The sequence below is a fragment of the Bacillus sp. Pc3 genome, assembly GCF_000815145.1.
Taxonomy (GTDB): Bacteria; Bacillota; Bacilli; order Bacillales; family Bacillaceae; genus Bacillus; species Bacillus velezensis.
The window spans coordinates 487,812-512,669 of record NZ_CP010406.1 but is presented as its reverse complement, the minus strand read 5'-3'; the positions used below and the strand labels follow the sequence as shown (position 1 = coordinate 512,669).

Annotated in this window: 23 protein-coding genes and 1 riboswitch; of the genes, 22 read left to right on the top strand and 1 reads right to left on the bottom strand. The window is 48.7% G+C overall.

Annotated elements, in window-relative coordinates:
• Nucleotides 1-71: 71 nt before the first annotated feature.
• Nucleotides 72-176, top strand: a riboswitch (SAM riboswitch).
• A 127-nt stretch (nt 177-303) separates the two neighbouring features.
• The 7 genes from SB24_RS02005 (at nt 304) to SB24_RS01975 (ending at nt 6,039) form a co-directional block, all read left to right on the top strand.
• Nucleotides 304-1,005, top strand: coding sequence for a phosphoadenylyl-sulfate reductase (locus SB24_RS02005; RefSeq protein WP_003154369.1), 702 nt, complete (start codon nt 304-306; stop codon nt 1,003-1,005).
• A 12-nt stretch (nt 1,006-1,017) separates the two neighbouring features.
• Nucleotides 1,018-2,082 (top strand): sulfate permease, encoded by a 1,065-nt coding sequence (locus tag SB24_RS02000; protein WP_012117522.1) that lies wholly within the window; start codon nt 1,018-1,020, stop codon nt 2,080-2,082.
• A 48-nt stretch (nt 2,083-2,130) separates the two neighbouring features.
• A complete protein-coding gene (gene sat / locus SB24_RS01995; RefSeq protein WP_007409738.1) occupies nt 2,131-3,279 on the top strand; it encodes a sulfate adenylyltransferase in 1,149 nt (382 codons plus the stop codon).
• 13 nt (nt 3,280-3,292) lie between these two features.
• Nucleotides 3,293-3,886 carry an adenylyl-sulfate kinase gene (cysC, locus tag SB24_RS01990; protein WP_007611313.1) on the top strand — a complete coding sequence of 198 codons (594 nt, stop codon included), beginning with the start codon at nt 3,293-3,295 and terminating at the stop codon, nt 3,884-3,886.
• 124 nt (nt 3,887-4,010) lie between these two features.
• The gene (gene cobA / locus SB24_RS01985; protein WP_039251546.1) at nt 4,011-4,784 is read left to right on the top strand and encodes a uroporphyrinogen-III C-methyltransferase; all 774 of its coding nucleotides are present in this window, start codon (nt 4,011-4,013) and stop codon (nt 4,782-4,784) included.
• Nucleotides 4,785-5,570 (top strand): sirohydrochlorin chelatase, encoded by a 786-nt coding sequence (locus tag SB24_RS01980; RefSeq protein ID WP_020955802.1) that lies wholly within the window; start codon nt 4,785-4,787, stop codon nt 5,568-5,570.
• On the top strand, nt 5,551-6,039 hold the full coding sequence (locus SB24_RS01975; RefSeq protein WP_015239834.1) for a precorrin-2 dehydrogenase/sirohydrochlorin ferrochelatase family protein: 489 nt from the start codon (nt 5,551-5,553) through the stop codon (nt 6,037-6,039). Before SB24_RS01980 ends, SB24_RS01975 begins: the two co-directional genes overlap by 20 nt.
• A 314-nt stretch (nt 6,040-6,353) precedes the next feature.
• On the opposite strand, the gene SB24_RS01970 is transcribed toward SB24_RS01975, so the two are convergent.
• Entirely contained in the window at nt 6,354-8,060 is a 1,707-nt protein-coding gene (locus SB24_RS01970) for an Rqc2 family fibronectin-binding protein (protein ID WP_031378752.1), read from the bottom strand.
• Between the two features lie 119 nt (nt 8,061-8,179).
• Between SB24_RS01970 and SB24_RS01965 the strand changes: the two genes are divergently transcribed.
• The 15 genes from SB24_RS01965 (at nt 8,180) to rpe (ending at nt 24,857) form a co-directional block, all read left to right on the top strand.
• Nucleotides 8,180-10,852 carry a calcium-translocating P-type ATPase, SERCA-type gene (locus tag SB24_RS01965; protein ID WP_015417445.1) on the top strand — a complete coding sequence of 891 codons (2,673 nt, stop codon included), beginning with the start codon at nt 8,180-8,182 and terminating at the stop codon, nt 10,850-10,852.
• Between the two features lie 81 nt (nt 10,853-10,933).
• Nucleotides 10,934-11,809, top strand: a complete 876-nt coding sequence (locus SB24_RS01960) for a YicC/YloC family endoribonuclease (RefSeq protein WP_007409745.1) — start codon at nt 10,934-10,936, stop codon at nt 11,807-11,809.
• A gap of 76 nt (nt 11,810-11,885) precedes the next feature.
• On the top strand, nt 11,886-12,155 hold the full coding sequence (gene remA / locus SB24_RS01955; RefSeq protein ID WP_003154355.1) for an extracellular matrix/biofilm regulator RemA: 270 nt from the start codon (nt 11,886-11,888) through the stop codon (nt 12,153-12,155).
• 7 nt (nt 12,156-12,162) lie between these two features.
• On the top strand, nt 12,163-12,777 hold the full coding sequence (gene gmk, locus SB24_RS01950; RefSeq protein ID WP_003154347.1) for a guanylate kinase: 615 nt from the start codon (nt 12,163-12,165) through the stop codon (nt 12,775-12,777).
• A 3-nt stretch (nt 12,778-12,780) separates the two neighbouring features.
• Nucleotides 12,781-12,984 carry a DNA-directed RNA polymerase subunit omega gene (gene rpoZ, locus SB24_RS01945; RefSeq protein ID WP_003154346.1) on the top strand — a complete coding sequence of 68 codons (204 nt, stop codon included), beginning with the start codon at nt 12,781-12,783 and terminating at the stop codon, nt 12,982-12,984.
• 90 nt (nt 12,985-13,074) lie between these two features.
• A complete protein-coding gene (gene coaBC, locus SB24_RS01940) occupies nt 13,075-14,295 on the top strand; it encodes a bifunctional phosphopantothenoylcysteine decarboxylase/phosphopantothenate--cysteine ligase CoaBC (RefSeq protein ID WP_003154345.1) in 1,221 nt (406 codons plus the stop codon).
• Nucleotides 14,292-16,703 (top strand): primosomal protein N', encoded by a 2,412-nt coding sequence (gene priA, locus SB24_RS01935; RefSeq protein ID WP_014304990.1) that lies wholly within the window; start codon nt 14,292-14,294, stop codon nt 16,701-16,703. The genes coaBC and priA overlap by 4 nt, the downstream gene beginning before the upstream one ends.
• Nucleotides 16,704-16,727: 24 nt before the next feature.
• Nucleotides 16,728-17,210, top strand: a complete 483-nt coding sequence (def, locus tag SB24_RS01930; RefSeq protein ID WP_039251537.1) for a peptide deformylase — start codon at nt 16,728-16,730, stop codon at nt 17,208-17,210.
• Nucleotides 17,211-17,214: 4 nt separating this feature from the next.
• A complete protein-coding gene (fmt, locus tag SB24_RS01925; protein ID WP_012117531.1) occupies nt 17,215-18,168 on the top strand; it encodes a methionyl-tRNA formyltransferase in 954 nt (317 codons plus the stop codon).
• Nucleotides 18,155-19,498, top strand: a complete 1,344-nt coding sequence (gene rsmB, locus SB24_RS01920; protein WP_039251535.1) for a 16S rRNA (cytosine(967)-C(5))-methyltransferase RsmB — start codon at nt 18,155-18,157, stop codon at nt 19,496-19,498. Before fmt ends, rsmB begins: the two co-directional genes overlap by 14 nt.
• Nucleotides 19,499-19,501: 3 nt before the next feature.
• Entirely contained in the window at nt 19,502-20,593 is a 1,092-nt protein-coding gene (gene rlmN / locus SB24_RS01915) for a dual-specificity RNA methyltransferase RlmN (RefSeq protein WP_014417746.1), read from the top strand.
• Nucleotides 20,594-20,598: 5 nt separating this feature from the next.
• Complete coding sequence (locus SB24_RS01910) at nt 20,599-21,360, top strand: Stp1/IreP family PP2C-type Ser/Thr phosphatase (protein ID WP_007409750.1); 762 nt, start codon at nt 20,599-20,601, stop codon at nt 21,358-21,360.
• On the top strand, nt 21,354-23,297 hold the full coding sequence (gene pknB / locus SB24_RS01905) for a Stk1 family PASTA domain-containing Ser/Thr kinase (protein ID WP_039251532.1): 1,944 nt from the start codon (nt 21,354-21,356) through the stop codon (nt 23,295-23,297). The genes SB24_RS01910 and pknB overlap by 7 nt, the downstream gene beginning before the upstream one ends.
• Before the next feature lie 14 nt (nt 23,298-23,311).
• On the top strand, nt 23,312-24,202 hold the full coding sequence (rsgA, locus tag SB24_RS01900; RefSeq protein ID WP_015417453.1) for a ribosome small subunit-dependent GTPase A: 891 nt from the start codon (nt 23,312-23,314) through the stop codon (nt 24,200-24,202).
• A gap of 1 nt (nt 24,203) precedes the next feature.
• Nucleotides 24,204-24,857: a ribulose-phosphate 3-epimerase gene (gene rpe, locus SB24_RS01895; protein WP_015417454.1), complete on the top strand. Its 654-nt coding sequence runs from the start codon at nt 24,204-24,206 to the stop codon at nt 24,855-24,857.
• The last annotated feature ends 1 nt before the right edge of the window (nt 24,858 follow it).

Sequence of the window (24,858 nt, the reverse complement as noted above, 5' to 3'; positions counted from 1 at the left end):
TTATTATTCCTATCAAAAAACTCGGGTTGACTTCTGTTAGAATTGTGCTAAAATTTAGTACAAATCTAAAAAGCTTATCAAGAGCGGCTGAGGGACTGGACCGATGACGCCCGGCAACCTGCGTGTCATGCAAGGTGCCGCATCCAGAAAAATGCACAGCATTTTGAAGATAAGGGCTATACCGGGTCACTGTCTTTCATTCCGCTGGATTGAAAGTTTTTTATATGAAAAAAAGATTGAGGGATAAGACAACCGGCAGAAAACAACAGCTGTTTGATTGTCTCCGGGAGGAGGAAAGGAAAAATGCTAACGTATGACACATGGGAAGAGCCGGCGATTACATTTCCGGAAGACGATTCCTATAAAGGCGCGCTGTCCGTTTTAAAATGGGCATACGGCCACTACGGAGACCAGCTTGTTTACGCGTGCAGCTTCGGGATTGAGGGCATCGTCCTGATCGATTTAATTTCTAAAGTAAAGAAAGACGCGGAAATCGTGTTTCTCGACACGGGTCTTCACTTTAAAGAAACATATGAAACGATCGAAAAAGTGAAAGAGCGTTACCCGGGACTGAACATTATCCTGAAAAAGCCCAGCCTTACTCTTGAAGAACAGGCCGAGGCTCACGGAGATAAACTGTGGGAAAGAGAACCGAACCAGTGCTGCTACATCAGAAAAATTCTGCCGTTAAGAGAAGCGCTCGCAGGGCATCCGGCATGGCTGTCCGGCCTTCGCCGGGATCAAGGGCCGAGCCGGGCGAATACGAATTTCCTGAATAAAGACGACAAGTTTCAATCGATTAAAGTATGCCCGCTGATCCATTGGACATGGAAAGACATCTGGAGATATACTTCCAAGCATGAGCTGGATTACAATATCCTTCATGATCAGGGGTATCCGAGCATCGGCTGTGAACCGTGCACTTCACCTGCGTTTACCGCGGAAGATTTGCGGAGCGGCAGATGGAACGGCATGGCGAAAACAGAATGCGGACTGCATGAATAAAGGAGCTGCACGATGGAATTAGCCGCTATTTTATTCTGCCTGTTTTTTGCCATGAATATCGGAGCCAGCGGAGCCGCGGCTTCAATGGGAGTCGCTTACGGGTCCGGCGCCGTTAAAAAGAAAACGTATGCGCTGATCATTTGCGCGGCCGGAGTCCTGTCAGGGGCGGTTATCGGCGGCGGAGAAGTCGTTAAGACGATCAGCGGCGGAATCATTCCCGAACAAACCATTACGCTCACCATTGTCTGCATTATTATCGGATCGGCGGCGCTATCGTTATTCACGGCGAATGTGCTCGGCATTCCGCTGTCGACGAGTGAGGTCACTGTCGGGGCGATTGTCGGTGTCGGCGTCGCGTACAAAGTATTGTTTTTACAGCATCTTTTAGTCATCGTGAGTTTTTGGGTGCTCGTACCGTTCGTCGCGTTCTGTTTCACGTTTCTCGTCTCGAAGGTATTCAGTTCTCTGAATATTCGAGTCATTTCGAATCGGAAACAGAAGATTTTGGGGATTGTGCTGCTGATTGCGGGGTTTTGGGAAGCTTTTTCAGCCGGAATGAACAATGTCGCAAATGCGGTGGGCCCTTTGGTTGCTGCGGGCGTGCTCAGCGTGTCCAAAGGAACGCTGTACGGAGGCATCTTTGTCGCTCTCGGCGCTCTGCTTTTAGGACGTAAAGTGCTTGAAACCAACGGGAAAAAGATTACGAGATTTTCAGCCGGAGAAGGCATACTGCTTTCAGGAACCGGCGCGGGGCTTGTCATTATCAGTTCCGTCTTCGGTCTGCCGGTCCCATTGGCGCAAGTCACATCATCATCAATTATCGGTATCGGAATGGCCAAAAACGGGCCGAACGTTTTTCATAAAGAAGTCGTGAAAACGATGCTCAAAGTATGGGTCGTTTCGCCGTTTTTGTCACTGTCGATTTCGTATTTGCTTGTCTCCCTGCTGTTAAAAGGAGATTACTATTCCATCTTTATGATGGCCAGCGTGCTTTTGGCAGCTGGCGGAGCCGCCAGTCTGATGAAAGCCATCCGAAAAGAGAAACGCTCTGTCCATGAACAAGGCGGAGGCATTTAACTATTAATCTGAGTTTATTTATCTGTTAACTGGGAGGAATCATGTATTATGAGTTTAGCACCGCACGGAGGAACATTAATTAACCGGGTAAATGAGCAGTATGATCTTACATCCGTCCAAAAAGAAATTGAGCTTGATTTGATTTCGTTCGCTGATTTAGAGCTGATCGGGATCGGGGGGTACAGCCCGATTGAAGGATTTTTCACAGAAAAAGATTACGTGTCAGTCGTTGAAAATATGCGTCTGGCATCCGGGGTTGTCTGGTCCCTGCCGATCACGCTTCCGGTCGATTCAGAAAAAGCGGCTGAGCTTGCCGTCGGCGACACGGTGAAACTGACTTACGGCGGAGAAACATACGGCGTAGTCGACATCGAAGATATTTATACGCCGGATAAACAAAAAGAAGCCGTTCACGTATATAAAACCGATGATGCCGCGCATCCGGGCGTGAAAAAATTATTTTCACGCGGCGATACGTATGTCGGCGGGCCGATCACATTAGTTAAAAAAGCGTCAAAGCAGTTTCCCGAGTTTACATTTGAACCTGCTGATACAAGACGAAGCTTCGAAGAAAAGGGCTGGAAAACCATCGTCGGTTTCCAAACGAGAAATCCGGTTCACCGCGCCCACGAATATATCCAAAAAACCGCGCTTGAGACGGTTGACGGCCTGTTTTTGAACCCGCTCGTCGGTGAAACAAAATCAGATGACATTCCGGCGGATGTCAGAATGGAAAGCTACCAGGTGCTGCTCGATCATTATTATCCGAAAGACCGCGTGTTCCTCGGCGTATTTTTGGCGGCTATGCGGTATGCGGGGCCGAGAGAAGCCATTTTCCACGCGCTTGTCCGCAAAAACTACGGCTGCACGCATTTTATCGTCGGCCGCGATCATGCCGGCGTCGGTGATTACTACGGCACATATGAAGCGCAAGAGCTGTTTGATCAATTTACAGCGGATGAACTCGGGATTACACCGATGAAATTCGAGCACAGCTTCTTCTGCCAGAAATGCGGCAACATGGGAACGGCCAAAACATGCCCGCATGACAGAGAAGACCACGTCATTCTGTCAGGAACAAAGGTCAGAGAAATGCTGCGAAGCGGCGTCATGCCGCCGGCGGAATTCAGCCGTCCTGAAGTTGTCGAGGTGTTGATTAAAGGGCTGAAAACGAAAGAAGAAGCAGGCGTTTCTTAAGGAGGAAAATAGAATGACAAATCGTGATATCGTGTGGCATGAAGCCTCAATAACGAAAGAAGAATACCAGCAGAAAAACAAGCATAAAAGCTCTATCCTCTGGCTGACGGGCTTAAGCGGTTCAGGGAAATCCACGATTGCAAACGCCGCAGCGCGCGAGCTGTTTGAACAAGGCTATCAAGTCATCGTGCTTGATGGTGATAACATCCGCCACGGCTTAAACAAGGACTTAGGTTTTTCCGATGATGACCGAAAGGAAAATATACGCCGCATCGGGGAAGTGGCGAAGCTTTTCGTTCAGCAGGGAACCATCGTCATCACGGCTTTTATTTCTCCGTTCCGTGAGGACAGAGATCAGGTGAGAGAGCTTGTGGCGGAGGGCGAATTTAATGAGATCTATGTTAAATGCGACCTCGATATATGTGAAAAGCGCGATCCGAAAGGTTTATATAAAAAAGCAAGAAATGGTGAAATTCCGTTCTTTACGGGGATCGACTCACCGTATGAAGAGCCGAAAGCGCCTGAGCTCGTACTTGATTCAGGCAAATGTGAACGCGAAGAATGCACCGGAAGACTGGTTGACTTTGTGAAAAACAGCTTAGCATAATAGGTCCAAAAAGGCCGCGCAATCAGCCGGATATCCCCCGCAATGGCGGGATATGGTAAAATAGCTGAAGTGCGGCCTCGCGGCTGTTCTGGGAAGATTTCAAAACGGATCGGGGAGACATGCTATGGGGAAAGTATTTATCGTTGGAGCCGGTCCGGGAGATCCGGACTTATTAACGGTGAAGGCAATGAAAGCCATACAGAAAGCGGACGTTATATTATATGACAGATTGGTTAGCAAAGAGATTTTACAATATGCCGGAGAAGAAGCGGATCTGATTTACTGCGGAAAGCTCCCGGATTTTCACATTATGAAACAGGATACGATCAACCGTTTCCTTGTGAAGTATGCGAAAAAGGGGAAAACCGTTGTAAGGCTCAAGGGAGGCGACCCGTTTGTTTTCGGCCGCGGAGGCGAAGAAGCGGAGGCTCTCGCACAAAACGCCATTCCGTTTGAGATCGTTCCCGGCATTACATCAGGAATCGCGGCTGCTGCTTATGCCGGCATTCCCGTGACGCACAGAGAGGCGAGCTCCAATGTCGCATTCGTTACGGGACATTATAAACAAGAAGACGACTTTGAAGAAAAATGGAAAGCGCTGGCGACGGGCATTGATACGCTGGTGATTTATATGGGAATTAAAAATATCCGGCAGATTGAAAGAATGCTGCAGGAAAACGGCAGAGACGCCGGCACCCCGGCAGCCTTTATTCATTGGGGAACGACGGACAGGCAAAAAACAGTCGTCTGCACCGTCGGCACGCTTTCAGACACAGTGATAAAAGAAGAAATCAAAAACCCGAGCTTAATTGTTATCGGCGATGTCGTCAATTATCACTGCAAACTGGACTGGTATGCATCTGATCAGAAAAATCTGGATTTGAGCGAGGCGTTGTAAATGAAGCAGGCGATTTTATACATCGGGCACGGAAGCAGGCTGAAAAAAGCGCAGACAGAGTCGGCGGCGTTTTTAAAAGGGTGCATGCCGCACGCTGACGCTCCCATTCAGGAAATTTGTTTTTTAGAACTGCAGGAACCGTCTATTGAAGCGGGATTTGAAGCATGTGTCAGACAAGGCGCCACTCATATTGCGGCCGTGCCTTTACTGCTGTTGACCGCTGCCCACGCAAAACATGACATTCCGGCTGAAATCGCCCGTGCGGCGGCCCTGCATCCCGATATAAAAGTGACATATGGTGTTCCGATCGGAGTGGACGATGAAGTCGTAAAAGCGGTGCATCATCGCATTGAAGATACCGGAGTGCCCATTGAGCAGGCGAAAGTGGTGCTGATCGGAAGAGGAAGCACAGATCCGGCAGTTAAAAACGCAGTCAGTGAGATTGCCGGAAAACTTGAGGCGATTACACCTGTTAAAGAAGTCATCCCTTGTTTTTTAACAGCATGTGACCCGCACTATAAAGAAGTGTTTGCCGGCCTTGAAGAGGATGACGGAGCACCCGTTTTTATCGTTCCATATCTTCTGTTTACCGGGCTTTTAATGACTGAGATTGAACGGGAAGTTCAAAAGCTTCAAACGATCAATCAAAATGTTCATCTCGCTTCATACTTAGGTTTTCACCCGCATATTAAGCAGGCGTTTTTGAACCGTGTGTCAGAAGCTGTTCGAAACCCCGGCGGTCAGTTTGATTTTAAGGGGGGACAGTATGCTGCCTCTGCACATTAATTTAAGCGGAAAAAGAATTATCATCGCGGGCGGAGGCAATGTTGCCTTAAGAAGGCTAAAAACGGTGCTTCCGGAAGGCGCGGATATTACTGTAATCAGTCCCGATGCCCTGCCCGAAATTAAACAGCTGGCGGATGAAGGACGTATCCGCTGGGTTTCCCGTAAAATTGAAATGAAGGATCTCGCGCCCGCTTTCTTCATCATTGCCGCGACAAATGACCGCAGCGTAAATCAGGAGATAGCCGCGAGCGCTTCTGAAACGCAGCTGGTCAATTGTGTAAGCGATGCTGAACAGGGCAGCGTGTATATGCCGAAGATCATCCGCAAAGGGCGCATTCAAGTATCCGTATCAACAAGCGGCGCAAGCCCGGCACATACGAAAAGACTGGCTGAGGACATAGAGCCTCTCATTACTGCTGATTTGGCTGAAGAAGTGGATCGATTATTTGAGAAAAGAAGAAGACCATAAAAAACACCTTGTCAGTCCCTCCCCATGCCGCCTGGACTCCGCCCGCATACAAAGGAACGGTCAGAGACCTCGGCATGATTATATTGACTGCCCGGATGTGCTCAGGTGCGGCGAGGGAAGGTGACAGTATCCGCCGCCAAATCAGGTGTGACCGCTTTAATCAGAGACGGCCCCCGGCGGATTCAGGCAGACATGACGGGAAACTGATCAGATACTGTATAGATCGGTTCTGACGGCTGGGAGAGTGTCATCTCCGTTTATACGTAATAAAAAACACCTCCAAGCTGAGTGCGGGTTTCAGCTTGGAGGTGCGTTTATTTTTTCAGCCGTATGACAAGGTCGGCATCAGGTGTGACAAATACGGTATGCTGGCTGTCATAGGTGACAAATCCGGGCTTTGCGCCGTTTGGCTTTTTCACGTGTCTGATTTTTGTATAATCAACGGGAACGGAGCCGGAATCTTTCGCTTTGGAAAAATAAGCGGCGATCGCAGCCGCCTCCAGTATGGATTGTTCATCTGGATCGCTGCTTTTAATCACAACGTGGGAACCCGGAATGTCTTTCGTGTGGAACCATAAATCATCCCTTGCGGCAGCTTTTGTCGTTAAGTATTCATTTTGTTTATTGTTTTTGCCGACAAGAATCGTCAATCCCCGTGAAGATTCATATTGCTCCAAAACAGGAACGTGCTGCTTCTGTTTTTTCTGTCCTCGCTGCTGTTTCGGTCGCAGATATTTGCCTTCCACAAGCTCTTCCCTTATTTCGTGAATATCCTTTGTGGAGGCGGAGGAGAGCTGCTGGATCAGCTGATCGAAATAAGCGATTTCCTCCTCGGCCAGACGGATCTGTTCTTTTACCACCTCGACGGAATTCTTCGCCTTTTGATACTTTGTAAAATACATCTGCGCGTTTTCTGACGGTGTTTTGTTCGGATTTAAAGGGATGGTCACCGTCTTACTTTCTTCATCATAATAATTGATGACTTCCGCTTCTTTGTCACCTTTTTTCAGCATATACAAATTTGCCGTCAGCAGTTCGCCGTATAGCTGGAATTCCTTCGCATTTTCTGAGTAGTCGAGCGTCTTTTCCAGCTTTTTTATCTTATTGGCGTTCTTTTTCCGTTCGTTTGCGACAAACCGCTCGAGATCCTGAGCCTGCTGTTTGACGCGGTCGCGTTCCGCCTTGCCGAAATAAAACCGGTCCAACAGCTCACTCAGTGAGTGAAAGGTGCGCTCTTCTCCGTTTACATGTGTGAGAGACAGGAGATAAAAGTATTCCTTTCCGCCGGCTGTCGTAATGTTCGGTGTAAACCTGCAATCTTTCACGGCATGGAACATTTCAATCAGCGTCTTCGGCAGCGTTATTTTGTTAGCGAGGCCCGCTCTGTGCACGGCTTCTTTTGCAAACAGCGGAGAAACACCGGAGAAATGTCTGACGATCTGCTGGTCAAGCCGTCCTTCCTGAAAACTGAGATAACGCAAAACGTCCTCTTCATCCGCGGCAAGCGGCGAAATTTTTTCCTGAGCGGGAGGAAGCTTGTAATCATAGCCCGGCAGAACGGTCCGGTAGCTGTTCATCGACGGAGATAAATGCTTCAGTCCGTCGATAATTGCTCCTTCTCCGTCAGTCAGGATAATATTGCTGTGCCGTCCCATAATTTCCACATACAGCGTTCTGACGGTTTCGTCGCCGATTTCATTTCTGCTTTTTATCCGGAATATCATAATCCGGTCTAATCCGGCCTGTTCTATTTTCTCAATAAATCCGCCTTCTATATGCTTTCTGAGCAGCATACAAAACATCGGCGGCTCGCTCGGATTTTCATAGGCCTGGTTTGTCATGTGCACCCGTGAATAGCTCGGATGCGCCGATAATAATAATTTATGGTTTTTTCCGTTAGCGCGGATATGAAATATCACATCGTGCTTAAAAGGCTGATGGACTCTCGTAATCCGGCCTCCGGCGATCCGGCTGTTTAATTCATGTGTCATTCCGTATGTAAACATGCCATCAAAAGACATATAAAACACCCTTTCCTTCTTCCTGCATTCGATAATTATAGCATGAAAAGGGACGAGTCAGAATAAGCTTGTTTACAGAGTGACATCTCTAAAGCGAGGCAGGGGAGTGGACGAGAAGAATGAAGTTTCATGAAATGGGACAAACCGATTTGCTGAAAGCAACAAATACGTCCATTAAACAGGGGTTGACCGAAAAAGAGGTGAAAAAACGCCTTGAAAAGCACGGGCCGAACGAGCTTCAGGAGGGCAAGAGGACACCGGCGATCGCCGTGTTTTTCGCCCAATTTAAAGATTTTATGGTGCTCGTGCTGCTGGCGGCAACCTTAATATCCGGGTTTTTAGGCGAATATGTAGATGCCGTAGCGATTATGGCGATTGTATTTGTCAATGGGGTTCTCGGTTTTTTTCAAGAGCGGCGGGCGGAAAAGTCCTTACACGCATTAAAAGAGCTGTCAACGCCGTATGTGTCAGCGTTGCGGGACGGGAGCTGGAAGAAAATTCAGTCCAAGGAGCTCGTTCCCGGCGATATCATGAAATTTTCAAGCGGCGACCGGATTGGCGCGGATGTGCGGATCGTTGAAGCGAAAAGCCTTGAAATTGAGGAATCGGCGCTGACCGGGGAATCAATTCCGGTGGTTAAACAAGCTGATAAACTGAGAAAGCCGGATGTTTCGTTAGGCGACATCAGCAATATGGCGTTTATGGGTACGATCGTAACGCGCGGCAGCGGTGTCGGCGTCGTCGTCGGTACAGGAATGAATACGGCAATGGGCAAAATCGCCGATATGCTGGAATCCGCCGGCAGCCTTTCAACACCGCTGCAGCGAAGACTTGAAGAGCTCGGCAAAATTTTAATTATCGTCGCGCTCCTTTTAACGGTATTGGTCGTTGCAGTCGGCGTCTTACAGGGACATGATCTTTACAGCATGTTTTTGGCCGGGGTGTCATTGGCCGTCGCCGCGATTCCGGAAGGGCTTCCCGCCATTGTTACGGTGGCATTATCAATCGGCGTCCAGCGCATGATCAAACAAAAATCAATTGTCAGAAAGCTCCCGGCGGTTGAAACATTGGGCTGCGCCTCTGTCATTTGTTCTGATAAAACCGGCACGCTGACACAAAACAAAATGACCGTCACCCATATGTGGTCAGGCGGCAAAATTTATAAAGTGTCAGGCATCGGCTATGAGCCGGAGGGCGTTTTCACCCGAGATGAGCGGGAAATCAAGCCGAAAGATGAGAAGATTCTTGAACAGATGCTGGTTTTCGGCGCGTTGTGCAACACATCCGAAATCGCACTGAAAGACGGCCGTTATGTACTCGACGGCGATCCGACAGAAGGAGCGCTGCTGACGGCTGCAAGAAAGGGCGGCTATTCAAACGATTGGCTCAGCGGGCACTACCGCGTGGTTGCCGAGTTTCCGTTTGACTCCGTCCGCAAAATGATGACCGTCATTGTAGAGGATCAGGAAAAAAAGCAGTTCGTCATCACTAAAGGAGCGCCCGATGTGCTGATTGACCGCTCGTCACATCTGATGCACGGCGCAAGAAGTACGCCTTTTTCAGAAGAAAAGAAAGCAGAAACGGAAGCGGTTCTGAAAGAGCTGGCGTCGCAAGCTTTGCGTACGATCGCGATTGCTTATAAACCGCTTAAGCCCGGAGAAAAGCCGACAATGGAGCAGGCGGAAAAAAATCTGACGATGCTCGGCTTGTCAGGCATAATTGATCCGCCCCGTCCGGAGGTCAGACAGGCGATTAAAGAATGCCGTGAAGCCGGCATTAAAACGGTTATGATCACAGGGGATCACGTCGAAACGGCAAAGGCCATTGCAAAAGATTTGCGTCTTCTTCCGAAAAAGGGGCGTGTGATGGACGGGAAGACGCTGAATGAGCTTACGGACAAAGAACTTATCGAAACGGTCGATGATGTCTACGTCTTCGCACGCGTGTCGCCTGAACATAAATTGAAAATCGTCAAAGCGTTCCAGGAAAACGGACACGTCGTCGCCATGACGGGAGACGGGGTTAATGACGCGCCGGCCATAAAGCAGGCAGATATCGGTGTTGCCATGGGCGTGACGGGAACGGATGTGGCAAAGGAAGCCTCTTCTCTCATTCTGGTAGATGATAACTTTGCTACGATTAAATCAGCCATAAAAGAGGGACGGAATATCTATGAAAATATAAGAAAATTCGTCCGGTATTTGCTCGCCTCCAACGTCGGTGAAATTTTAGTGATGCTGTTTGCGATGCTTCTCGCTCTGCCGCTGCCGCTCGTTCCGATTCAGATATTGTGGGTGAACTTAGTCACTGACGGGCTGCCGGCGATGGCCCTCGGTATGGATCAGCCGGAAGGAGACCTGATGAGGCGGAAGCCGCGGCATCCGAAAGAAGGAGTGTTTGCGAGAAAACTGGGCTGGAAAGTCGTATCAAGAGGGTTTTTAATCGGAGCTGCAACCATTTTAGCGTTTATCATCGTCTATCACCGCAATCCTGAAAATCTGCCCTACGCACAGACCGTTGCATTCGCGACTCTTGTCCTGGCTCAGCTTATACACGTGTTTGACTGCCGGAGCGAAACGTCTGTTTTCTCCCGGAATCCGTTTGAAAATATCTATCTGCTCGGGGCCATCATTTCTTCTATCTTCCTGATGGTCATCGTCATCTATTATCCGCCGCTGCAGCCGATTTTCAAAACAGTGCCGATTACGCCGGGCGATTGGATGCTGATTATCGGTATGTCGGGCATACCTACTTTTTTGCTGGCGGGTTCACTTTTGACAAGAAAAAAATAATTCCATATGATATAATCTTAGGGGTAATAGCATGTCTATTGCCCTTTTATTTTGATAACGGGAAAGAATTGGGTGTTTCATATGATACGGAGTATGACAGGCTTCGGCAGCGCAAGCAGCACAAAAGGCGATCTCTCGGCAACCGTTGAATTGAAATCCGTCAATTACCGGTTCAAAGAAGTGAACGCCCGCCTGCCACGGCCTTTGCTATATGTAGAGGATAAGCTGAAACAAACGATATTGCAGCATATACAGCGCGGAAGAGTAGAGCTGTTTCTCACTGTAAACAGTGACGCGCTCATAAAAAGAAGCCTGAACATCGATTGGGAGCTCCTTGATGAATATGTGAGCGCCGCACGCGTCATGAAAGAGCGCTACAGCCTGGCCGCAGAACCCGATGCAATGGAGTTCTTTAAATTTGAACATATTGCGCAGATACACGAAGAACAGATGCGTGATGACAAGCTTGAAGAAGTCATCAGGGAAGCCGCTGAGCTGGCTGTAAAGGAACTTTGTGACATGAGGGAAAAAGAAGGACGGCTTTTGGCGGAAGACTGCTTTCTGCACATCGAGCGGCTTGAGACGCTGTCCGAACAGGTGAAAGAGCGCGCTTCGGCCGTTGTTATTCAATACCGCGAGCGTCTTTACGCCCGAATGAAGGAATGGACGGAGGATGCGCTCGACGAAAGCAGGTTGATCACGGAATGCGCCATTTTCGCCGATCGTTCTGATATAACGGAAGAAATTACCAGATTGAAGAGCCATTTTGTTCAATTCCGTGATATATTAAAAGAAGGCGGGGCAGTCGGCCGCAAACTTGATTTCCTTGTTCAGGAGCTTAACCGAGAAGCGAATACGATCGGCTCAAAAGCCAATGATCATCAAATCACAAAGCTTGTCGTTGAAATGAAAAGTTCTATTGAAAAATTGAAGGAACAAGTGCAAAATATAGAATAGCGACTGTGCGTATTGTTTACAGACGGCCTCTTCAGGTTACACTAGAGACGTCTATTTTACAGGGGGAACGTAGAAGATGACGATTAAACTGATTAATATCGGATTTGGCAATATCATCTCCGCCAATCGGATGATTTCGATTGTCAGCCCGGAGTCTGCGCCAATAAAGCGAATGATCCAGGATGCAAGAGACCGCGGAATGCTAATAGACGCTACATACGGACGAAGAACCCGTGCAGTTGTCGTCATGGATAGTGATCACATTATCTTATCTGCCGTCCAGCCTGAGACAGTTGCACACAGACTTTCTGTGAAAGAAGAAATTATGGATGAAGGGCAGGGGTAATTGCCGCATGAAAGAAAGAGGGTTATTAATCGTTCTCTCAGGTCCCTCCGGAGTTGGAAAAGGAACGGTTCGGCAAGCAATATTTTCACAACAGGACACGAAATTTGAATACTCGATTTCAGTCACGACGAGAAACCCGAGAGAGGGCGAGGTCGATGGCGTCGATTATTTCTTTAAATCTAGAGATGAATTCGAACGCATGATTGAAAACAACAAACTGCTTGAGTGGGCGGAATATGTCGGCAACTATTACGGAACGCCCGTTGATTATGTCGAACAGACGCTTCAAGAAGGAAAAGACGTCTTCTTAGAGATTGAAGTGCAGGGCGCGCTCCAAGTGCGGAATGCATTTCCGGAAGGCCTGTTTATCTTCTTAGCGCCGCCGAGTCTTTCTGAGCTGAAAAACAGAATCGTGACAAGAGGGACTGAAACCGACGATTTAATCGAAAACAGAATGAATGCCGCAAAAGCTGAAATCGAAATGATGGACGCGTATGATTATGTCGTTGAAAACGACGATATCCAAACGGCTTGTGATAAGATTAACGCAATCGTTCTCGCCGAGCACTTAAAACGTGAACGCGTTGCTCCGAGATATAAGAAAATGCTGGAGGTAGAATAACTTATGTTAGATCCGTCAATTGACTCTTTAATGAATAAATTAGATTCTAAATATACGCTGGTGACTGTGTCTGCAAGACGCGCGCGTGAAATGCAGATCAAAAAGGACCAGCAGATTGAACATACCATTTCTCACAAATATGTAGGCAAAGCTTTAGAAGAAATTGACGCGGGCCTGCTTTCGTTTGAAAGAGAAGACAGCGAATAACAAGCACACGTAGCAACCTATCTCTACATAGGTTGTTATTTTTTTCCGTTTGGGATTTGTCCAATGCTTTCATAAAGGGGAGAAGACTTCATGAAAAACCGAAACATTTTGCTATGCGTAAGCGGGGGAATCGCCGTTTATAAAGCTTCCGCACTCACGAGCAAGCTGGTTCAGGCCGGCGCAAACGTCAAAGTGATTATGACTGAGTCCGCGCGTGAGTTTGTTTCTCCGCTGACATTTCAGGCGCTGAGCCGGAATGAAGTGTATACAGATACATTTAATGAACAGAATCCGAAGGTGATTTCTCATATTGATGCCGCTGACTGGGCGGATTTAATTATTGTCGCGCCCGCTACGGCAAATATCATCGGCAAGCTTGCCAACGGAATTGCTGATGATATGCTCACAACGACGGTGCTGGCGGCTGAGGCCCCGGTCTGGGTGGCGCCTGCGATGAATGTCCATATGTATGATCATCCGGCGGTGAAACGGAACATCTCTGTGCTTTATCAGGACGGGGTCCGCTTTATCGAGCCGAGTGAAGGCTATTTGGCATGCGGATATGTCGGCAAAGGAAGGCTGGAGGAGCCGGAGCTTATTGTTGAACGTGTCAGAGAGCATTTTAAGGAGCCTGAAGACGATGCGCCGCTGAAAGGAAAACATATTGTCATTACGGCCGGTCCGACGCGCGAAGCCGTGGACCCTGTCCGCTTCTTCACAAATAAATCCACCGGCAAAATGGGCTACGCTGCTGCTGAAGCCGCCGTCCGTCTCGGGGCGCGGGTGACGTTGATTTCAGGCCCGGTGTCAATAGAGCCGCCAGTCGGGCTGTATCAGTTTCTTCCTGTGCAATCGGCAGCCGATATGAGAGAAGCCGTGCTTTCTGTGTTTGATTCATGCGACATGGTGATTAAGACGGCGGCCGTGGCCGATTTTACGCCGGCGGCTGTTTCTGATCACAAAATGAAGAAGAAAGACGGTTCGCTCGTGATCGAATTCAACCGTACAGCAGACATACTGAAAGAACTCGGCGAACGGAAAACACACCAGCTGCTGGTCGGATTTGCGGCTGAAACGCAAGATGTCGAACGCTATGCGCGCAGAAAACTCGAACAGAAAAACCTTGATATGATCGTTGCGAATGATGTGAAAGCGGAAGGGGCCGGATTTGGCACGGATACGAATGTCGTCACCTTCTATTTCCGGGACGGAAGAAAACGGGAGCTTGCGCTTATGTCTAAACTTGACGTTTCCTTTGAAATGCTGAAGGAAATGACCGCTTTGAAAGCCGAGGACCGAAAACCCGTATGAATGTAGCAGAAGTCATTGTCGATGTCAGCTCCAAAAACATTGACAGACCCTTTGATTACAAAATTCCCGATCATTTAAAAGGGATGATCGAAGTCGGCATGCGGGTGATTGTCCCGTTTGGCCCGCGCAAGCTTCAAGGATTTGTGACCGGTTTGAAAGATTCGTCCGAATTAAACGGCGGCTCAATGAAGGAAGTCGAGAAGCTTCTTGATTTGACGCCAGTTCTGACTGAGGAACTGATGCAGCTGTCTTCATGGCTTTCTGACAAAACGCTGTCGTTTAAAATCACGGCGCTTCAGGCAATGCTGCCCGCCGCACTGAAGGCGAAGTACGAGAAAGAGCTGAAAGTCGTTGACGAAGAAGCGCTGACCCCGGACATCAAACAGCTTTTCAGGAATCAAAAAAGTCTTCTGTACTCGGATATTACCGATGAAAGCATTCTTTCGTCACTTCAGAAATTCGTGCGTAAAGGAAGCATTGATGTCACATATAAAGTCGCCCAAAAAACGAATAAAAAAATGATCCGCATGATCGAAGCGGGGGCAGACAAAGAAGAACTCGCCCGGCACGCAGATTCATTGACAAAGCAGGCTTCTAAACAGCTCGCCGTGCTTACTTATTTTATCGGCGGGGGAGAAAAGATTTCCGCGGCCGAGCTTTGCAAAAAGACCGATTCCAGTTCCGCGACGCTGAAAACGCTTCTTAAAAAGGGGCTCCTTACGGAAAGCTTCGAGGAGGTTTACCGTGATCCTTATCAGGACAGAATGTTCAAAAAAACAGAGCCGCTCTCTCTTACAGAAGAGCAGCAGGCCGCTTTTGAGCCGATTAAACAAGCCGTAGCCGACCATGTCCACCACGTCTTTCTGCTTCACGGCGTCACGGGAAGCGGCAAAACGGAAATTTACCTGCAATCCATTGAAAAAGTGCTGGCAAAAGGACAAGAAGCGATCGTGCTCGTTCCGGAAATCTCGTTGACACCGCAAATGGTCAACCGTTTTAAAGGCCGCTTCGGCTCACAGGTTGCGGTCATGCACAGCGGATTATCCACAGGTGAAAAATACGATGAATGGCGGAAGATTCAGCGCAAGGAAGTCCGGCTTGTCGTCGGAGCCAGATCGGCCATCTTTGCCCCGTTTGAAAATCTCGGCATGATCATTATTGATGAAGAGCACGAATCTTCCTATAAGCAGGAGGAAATGCCGCGGTATCATGCAAAGGACGTAGCCATCCGCCGGGCCGAGCATCACAGCTGTCCGGTCGTCCTCGGGAGCGCCACGCCGACATTGGAGTCATTTGCGCGGGCGAAAAAAGGCGTTTATGAGCTGCTTCCGTTAAAACATCGCGTAAACCGCCAGCTCATGCCTGACGTTTCTCTCGTTGATATGAGAGAAGAACTGAGAAACGGCAACAGATCAATGTTTTCAAGAGAGCTGATGGAACAGCTGGAAGAGAAGCTTGCAAAAAAAGAGCAGGCCGTCCTTTTTCTGAATAAACGGGGGTATTCCTCGTTTGTGATGTGCCGGGACTGCGGTTATGTGCCGCAATGTCCGCATTGCGACATTTCCATGACTTATCACCGCTACGGACAAAGGCTGAAATGCCATTACTGCGGCCATGAGGAACCTGTCCCGGGAACATGCCCGGAATGCGGCAGCGAACATATCCGCTTTTTCGGCACGGGAACGCAGCGTGTGGAGGAGGAGCTTACCAAAGTGCTGCCTCAGGCGCGCGTGATCAGGATGGATGTGGATACCACTTCAAGAAAAGGCGCACATGAAAAACTGTTGTCAGCGTTCGGTGAAGGGAAGGCGGATATCCTGCTCGGTACGCAAATGATCGCAAAAGGGCTTGATTTTCCGAACGTGACGCTCGTCGGAGTATTAAGCGCAGATACGACGCTTCACATCCCAGATTTCAGAGCCGCGGAGAAGACATTCCAGCTGCTGACGCAGGTAAGCGGACGGGCCGGGCGGCATGAAAAGCCGGGAACGGTGGTCATTCAAACGTATACACCGTCTCATTACAGCATTCAGCTGACGAAAACGCACGACTATGAAACTTTTTTTCAGCAGGAAATGGCGCACAGACGGGCCCAGTCATACCCGCCGTATTATTACGTGGCGCTGGTGACCGTTTCTCATGAAGAGGCGGCAAAAGCTGCGGTCACCGCAGAAAAGATTACAAACTATTTAAGAGCGGGATGCGGGCCTGATACGAAAATTCTCGGGCCGGCGGCTTCCCCGATTGCCAGGATCAAAGATAGATATCGCTATCAATGCGTGATAAAATACAGACAGGAAAACGAGTTGCAGATTCAGTTGAAAAAGATACTGGAGCACTATAAACGCGACATTGCGCAAAAGCATGTAATGATTTCAATCGATATGAATCCGTACATGCTGATGTAACATTAGTTTTTGGAGGGCAAAATTTTGGCTGTGAAAAAAATCGTCACACACCCGGCGGAGGTTCTGGAAACACCCGCCGATGAAGTGACAGTGTTTGATAAAAAATTAAAAAAACTGCTTGACGATATGTACGATACGATGCTCGAAATGGATGGCGTCGGTCTCGCCGCGCCGCAAATCGGCATTTTAAAAAGAGCGGCCGTCGTGGACATCGGTGAAGAAAGCGGCCGGATCGACCTTGTAAATCCGGTTATTCTTGAAAAGAGCGGTGAACAGACCGGAGTCGAGGGCTGCTTAAGTTTCCCCCGGGTTTTCGGTGATGTCACCCGCCCGGATTACGTAAAGGTAAAAGCCCACGACCGTAAAGGAAAACCGTTTATTTTAGAAGCGGAGGGTTTTTTGGCCAGAGCCGTTCAGCATGAAATGGATCATTTAGACGGTATTTTATTCACATCAAAAATTACGGCTTACTACACTGAAGAAGAACTGGCAGAAATGGAAGGATGATTGGATGACAAGGATCGTTTTTATGGGAACGCCCGACTTTTCAGTTCCCGTCCTGCGCACGCTTATTGAAGACGGGTATGAAGTGGTTGGTGTCGTTACGCAGCCTGACCGCCCGAAAGGCAGAAAAAAAATCATGACGCCCCCTCCTGTAAAGGCTGAAGCTGAACGTCACGGCATTCCCGTTCTTCAGCCCGAAAAAGTAAGGCTCGAAGAAGAAATAGAAAAAGTGCTCAGCCTGAAGCCGGACCTGATTGTTACGGCGGCATTCGGACAGATCCTGCCCAAGCAGCTGCTGGACGGCCCGAAATACGGCTGTATCAACGTACACGCGTCACTATTGCCTGAATTAAGAGGCGGAGCGCCGATACATTATTCGATTCTCCAAGGCAAGAAGAAAACGGGCGTGACAATCATGTATATGGTTGAAAAGCTTGATGCGGGCGATATGATTTCGAAAATCGAAGTGGAAATTGATGAAACGGATAACGTCGGCACGCTTCACGACAAATTAAGCATAGCGGGGGCAAAGCTTTTGTCAGAGACCGTCCCGAACGTCATTTCCGGAAATATTAAACCGATCAAACAGGACGAATCAAAAGCGACTTACGCGCCTAACATTAAGCGTGAGCAGGAGCGGATTGATTGGGCAAAGCCCGGAGAAGAGATTTACAACCAGATCAGAGGTTTAAACCCTTGGCCTGTCGCCTATACAACTTTGAACGGTCAAAATATGAAAGTATGGGCTTCTGAAAAAGTTGCGGCAAAAACTGAAGCTGCGCCCGGAACAGTCATCCGCACGGAGCAAAACGGCATTGTCGTCGCATCAGGAAACAGCACCGCCCTTTTAATCACTGAACTGCAGCCGGCGGGAAAAAAACGGATGAAGGGCGAAGATTTTGTAAGAGGCAAAAATGTGCAGCCCGGTGACGTGTTAGGAGAAGCAAATGAAGAAAATTAATGTCCGGGAGCTCGCCCTTGAAGCGCTTGAGAAGCTTGAGCAAAATCAGGCATACAGCAACCTGCTTCTTACATCGGTTATCAAAACGAACACGCTCAGCGATCAGGACAGAGGACTGCTGACAGAGCTTGTCTACGGAACGCTGCAAAATAAAATCGCCTTAGACTACATGCTGAAGCCTTTTATCCGCAAGCCGAATAAAGTGAAGCCATGGGTGATTCAGCTGCTTCGTCTGTCCGCGTATCAAATGGAGTATTTAGAAAAAATACCGGATCGCGCCGCCATTCATGAAGCGGTTGAGATCGCCAAAAAACGCGGGCATAAGGGCATTGCGTCCTTTGTCAACGGCATCCTCCGCTCCCTGCAGCGTGAAGGGGCGCCGTCATTCGCTGAAATTGAAGACCCGGTTCTCCGTCTTTCCACAGAGACAAGCCATCCCGAGTGGCTCGTAAAAGAGTGGGTCGAGGCGTACGGCTTTGAGGCGGCTGAAAAAATCTGCCGGATTCATCTCAGTCCGCCGAAGCAGACGCTCCGTGTCAATCACATAAAGAGCGACAGGGACGCGGTGCTGAATGAGATGGAGAATGCCGGTCTTGAAGCTGAAGCCGGAGACCTTTCTCCTGATGCGATTAAGCTTTTAAAAGGAAGCATCGCGAACACGGCATTTTTCCAAAACGGCCGGGTATCCATACAGGATGAAAGCTCAATGCTTGTCGCGCGGGCGCTGGATCCGAAGCCGGGCGAAACCGTTTTAGACGCATGCGCCGCACCGGGCGGAAAGTCGGCTCACATTGCGGAACTGATGGAGAACGAGGGGAGCCTCACATCGCTTGATCTTCACCGCCATAAAGTGAAGCTGATTAAAGAGGGCGCAGAACGGCTCGGGCTTACGATCATCGACGCGCAAACGATGGATGCGCGAAAAGCGGGAGAGGCCTTTGGCGCAGAACGGTTTGACCGTGTTCTCGTTGATGCCCCTTGCTCAGGTTTCGGCGTCATCAGAAGAAAACCCGATATGAAATATACGAAGACGCCGGAGGACAGCAGACGGCTGGCAGAAATCCAGCTCGGCATTTTAAGGGAAATCGCCCCATTAGTAAAAAAAGGTGGCACACTCGTATACAGTACGTGTACAATGGACCGGACAGAAAATGAAGAAGTTATGCATGCGTTTATACAAGAACACCCTGAGTTTGAACCCGATTTGTCTCTTGAAAAGCGGCTGCCTGAAAAGGCGAGACCCTTTGTTCAGGATGGAAGCCTTCAAATTCTTCCGCATTATTTCGGAACAGACGGTTTCTTTATTAGCAGCATGAGAAAGAAGGGATAAAAAATGACACAATTAAAAAAGACAAGCGTACGGAAAGAGCTGCGGACTGAGCAGCCGTCCATTTACTCTTTTGAATTAGATGAAATCAAACAATGGCTGACCGAGAATGGCGAAAAGCCGTTCCGCGCAGCACAGATTTTTGAATGGCTTTATGAGAAGCGGGTTTCTTCATTTGATGAAATGACAAACCTCTCAAAAAGCCTGCGTGAAAAACTCGAGAGCCATTTTGTGCTGACAACGCTGAAAACGGCTGTAAAACAGACATCTCAAGACGGCACGATGAAATTTTTATTTGAGCTTCATGACGGTTATACGATCGAAACGGTTTTAATGAGACACGAGTATGGTAATTCTGTATGTGTAACGACACAGGTCGGCTGCCGGATCGGCTGCACATTTTGCGCGTCAACGCTCGGCGGACTGAAACGGAATCTTGAAGCGGGAGAAATCGTCGCTCAAGTCGTGAAAGTGCAAAAGGCGCTTGATGAAACGGATGAACGCGTCAGCTCAGTCGTCATCATGGGAATCGGAGAGCCGTTTGATAATTTCAATGAAATGCTCGCTTTCTTAAAAATCATTAACCACGATAAAGGGCTGAACATCGGAGCGCGTCATATCACAGTTTCCACCAGCGGAATCATTCCGAAGATTTACGATTTCGCCGATCAAAAAATGCAGATCAATTTCGCGATTTCTCTGCATGCTCCGAATACGGAAATCAGAAGCCGTCTGATGCCGATTAACAAAGCCTATAAGCTTCCTGACCTTATGGAGGCCGTCAAATATTACATCGAGAAAACAGGCAGACGGATCAGCTTTGAATACGGGCTGTTCGGCGGCGTAAATGATCAGGTCGAACATGCAGAAGAGCTTGCAGAACTGTTAAAAGACGTGAAATGCCATGTCAATTTAATTCCGGTAAACTATGTGCCTGAACGGGATTACGTCCGCACACCGAGAGATCAGATTTTCGCATTCGAAAAAACGTTAAAATCCCGCGGTGTAAATGTCACGATCAGAAGAGAGCAAGGCCATGACATTGACGCGGCCTGCGGTCAGCTTCGCGCGAAGGAGCGTCAAGACGAGACGAGGTGAAGAGGTTGATTACAGCCTTGAAAACAGATACAGGTAAAGTCCGCCGGCATAATGAAGATGCGGCGGGCATTTTCACAAAAGAAGACGCGGTGCTTGCGGTTGTCGCCGACGGCATGGGCGGTCATCTTGCCGGAGATGTAGCGAGCAGGATGGCGGTTGCGGCGATGGAAGAGCAGTGGAACCGGACCGAAACGGTTCCTTCTCTGCCGTCTGCTTGCGAGGATTGGCTGAAAGACCGGATTCATGAGGCGAATGTCAAAGTACATGACCACGCTAAAGCGAATGAAGAATGCCGGGGAATGGGAACCACCGTTGTTTGCGCCTTATTCACCGGGAAGTTTGTCACTGTGGCTCATATCGGTGACAGTCGGTGCTACCTGCTTCAAGAGGGGGAATTCACTCAGCTGACTGAGGACCATTCGCTTGTGAATGAGCTGGTCAAGACGGGGGAAATTTCGAAAGAGGACGCCGAGCACCATCCGCGGAAAAATGTATTGACGAGAGCGCTGGGGACAGATGAAACCATCAGTCCCGACGCCCGTTCTTTTGAACTGTCTGACGGCGATCAGCTGCTTTTATGCTCTGACGGACTGTCAAATAAAATAGAAGATCACGAAATCAAACAAATGCTTCAAGCCGAATCTGATCCTCAGGAAAAAGTAGACCTTCTCATCAGCAAAGCGAATCAAAACGGCGGCGAAGATAACATCACGGCTGTGTTGATTGAGTTTTCCGCAGATGCAAAAGAGGGTGAAGACAAGTGCTAACCGGCAAGCGGATCAGCGGGCGTTATCATATCCTCCGGCCCATTGGCGGCGGCGGAATGGCAAACGTTTTTTTAGCTGAGGACATCATTCTCGAACGTGAAGTCGCAATTAAAATTCTGCGGTTTGACTTTGTGAATGACATTGATTTTATCAGGCGTTTCAGAAGAGAAGCACAGTCGGCATCAAGCCTCGATCATCCGAATATCGTCAGTATTTACGATATCGGGGAGGAAGGCGATATTTATTACATTGTCATGGAATATGTGGAAGGCATGACATTAAAGGAATACATAAACGCACACGGACCGCTTCATCCGAAAGAAGCGCTGTCCGTTATGGAGCAGATCGTCTCGGCCATCGCCCATGCCCATCAAAACCATATCGTGCACCGGGATATTAAACCGCACAATATATTGATAGATCATTTAGGGCATATCAAGGTGACGGATTTCGGCATCGCCACAGCGCTTACGTCTACGACAATCACACATACGAATTCTGTGCTGGGCTCGGTTCATTATTTGTCTCCGGAGCAGGCGAGAGGCGGTCTGGCAACGAAAAAATCAGATATTTACGCGCTCGGCATCGTGCTGTTTGAGCTTTTAACAGGTAAAATTCCTTTTGACGGAGAATCAGCCGTCAGCATAGCGCTAAAGCATCTGCAAACAGAAACGCCTTCCGCCAGAAAGTGGAACCCTTCCATTCCGCAGAGCGTCGAAAACATTATTTTAAAGGCAACCGCTAAAGACCCGTTTCACCGCTATGAAAGCGCCGAGGACATGGAAGCGGACATCAGAACGGCTTTTGACGCCGGCAGGCTGAATGAACAAAAATTTTCCGTGCAGGATGATGAGGAAATGACAAAAGCCATTCCCGTTATTACTGACGGCGCAAAAGCCGCGCCTCAGGCGGAAACGCCGGGGGAGACGGATGATAAGGAACAGCAGCCCGCCAAAAAGAAAAAACGGAAATGGCCGTGGGTTTTGCTGGCCGTCTGTTTCATTTTCATTATGGCAGCTGTTCTTGCGGTCACCGTGTTCCCGTCTTTGTTTATGCCTAAAGATGTAAGCGTCCCCGACGTACGGGGCATGAAGTACGAAAAAGCGGAAGCCCTGCTTGAAAAGAACGGGCTCCGGGCGGATCCTGATATAACGGATATTGAAGATGAAAAAATAGAAGAGGAATTAATGGTCAAAACGGACCCAAAAGCGGGGTCTACCGTTAAAGAAGGCTCTTCTGTAAAACTGTACAAAAGCATCGGAAAACCGAAAACCCAGCTGATCGACGTGAAAGGGCGGCAGATCGGCGACGCAAAAAAAGCGCTGAAGGAAAAAGGCTTCAAACATGTCAATGTCAAAGAAGAAAACGATGACAGCGAGGCCGGCACCGTAATTGATCAGAACCCCTCAGCCGGCACCGATATGGTCGCAAGCGACGATGAAGTCAATCTAACGGTCAGCCTCGGCCCGGCGGACGTTACGCTGAGGGACTTAAAGACTTACAGCAAAGAAGCGGCTTCAGGGTATCTTGAAGATAACGGCCTGCAGCTTGTTGAAAAACAAGCCCATTCAGATGACGTGCCGGAAGGACAAGTCATGAAGCAAGAGCCGACAGCCGGCACTGCGGTTAAGCCGGGAAGTAATGTTGAAGTGACGTTCTCGCTCGGACCTGAAGAAAAACCGGCGAAAACGGTAAAAGAAAAAATCAGCATTCCTTACGAACCCGAACATGAAGGGGACGAGCTTGAAGTGCAAATCGCCATCGATGATAAGGACCACAGCATCTCTGATACGTATGACTCTTTTAAAATAAAAGAGCCGACTGAAAAAACAATTGAACTGAAGATTGATCAGGGACAGAAGGGGTATTATCAAGTGATGGTCGATCATAAAGTCGTCAGCTACAAAACGATTGAATACCCGAAAGATAATGACTGACAAGGAGGGACCCTATGCCTGAGGGCAAAATTATAAAAGCGTTAAGCGGATTCTATTATGTCTTGGATGAATCACAGGACAAGATCATTCAATGCAGGGGCCGGGGCATTTTCAGAAAAAATAAAATAACGCCCCTGGTCGGCGATTATGCCGTTTATCAGGCTGAAAATGATAAAGAAGGCTACCTGCTGGAAATCAAAGAACGAACAAACGAGCTGATCAGGCCGCCAATTTCAAATGTCGATCAGGCCGTTCTTGTCTTTTCTGCCGTTCAGCCGGCGTTCAGCACGTCTTTATTGGACCGTTTTCTCGTCCTTGTGGAAGCCAACGGCATTCACCCGATCATCTGCATAACCAAAATGGACTTAGCTGCAGACGGGGAATCGAAAGAGGCGATACTTTCTTACGTGCAAGACTATCAGGCGATCGGTTATGACGTATATGTGACGTCATCAAAAGAAAACAGCGGCTTAACAGGCATTGTGAAACACTTCGAGAACAAAACGACGGTGTTTGCCGGTCAATCCGGAGTCGGAAAATCTTCGCTTTTAAATGCGATCAGCCCGGAGCTTGAGCTGAAAACAAACGAGATTTCCGCGCATTTGGGACGCGGAAAACATACGACGCGCCATGTGGAGCTCATTCATACATCAGGCGGTCTGGTTGCGGATACTCCGGGGTTCAGTTCGCTTGAATTTACCGGCATTGAGGAAGAAGAGCTGAGCAGCACGTTCCCTGAGATCAGAGAAATAAGCGCCTCTTGCAAATTCAGAGGCTGTCTGCATCTTAAGGAGCCGAAATGCGCGGTAAAGCAAGCGGTGGAAGAAGGGGAGATTCAGCCGTACCGCTATGAGCATTACAAAGAATTTATGCAGGAAATAAAAGAGAGAAAGCCGAGGTATTAATATGATTAAGGTTGCGCCATCAATTCTTTCCGCCGATTTTGCTTCACTGGGCGAGGAAATTAAAGACGTGGAAAAAGGAGGGGCGGACTATATCCATATTGATGTCATGGATGGCCATTTCGTCCCTAACATTACAATCGGGCCGCTTATCGTTGAAGCCGTCCGTCCGGTGACTGATCTGCCGCTGGATGTCCATCTTATGATTGAAAACCCGGACCGCTACATCCCGGCATTCGCAAAAGCCGGTGCGGACATCCTTTCCGTTCATGCTGAGGCGTGTCCGCATCTTCACCGGACCATTCAATTGATAAAAGAGCAGGGAGTAAAAGCGGGAGTTGTGCTCAATCCGCATACGCCCGTCCACATGATTGAACATGTGATCGGGGAGCTTGACCTTGTGCTGTTAATGACGGTTAACCCCGGTTTTGGCGGACAGCGCTTCATTCATTCGGTTCTGCCGAAAATCCGTCAGGTCAAACAGCTGGCTGAGGAGAAAGGCCTGTCTGAGCTTTTAATCGAGGTGGACGGAGGCGTTAATAAAGAAACAGCCCCTTTATGCGCTGAAGCGGGCGCCAATCTGCTTGTTGCCGGGTCTGCCGTATATAATCAGCCGGATCGGAAAAAAGCCATCGCTGACATCCGAAACGCATCATAAA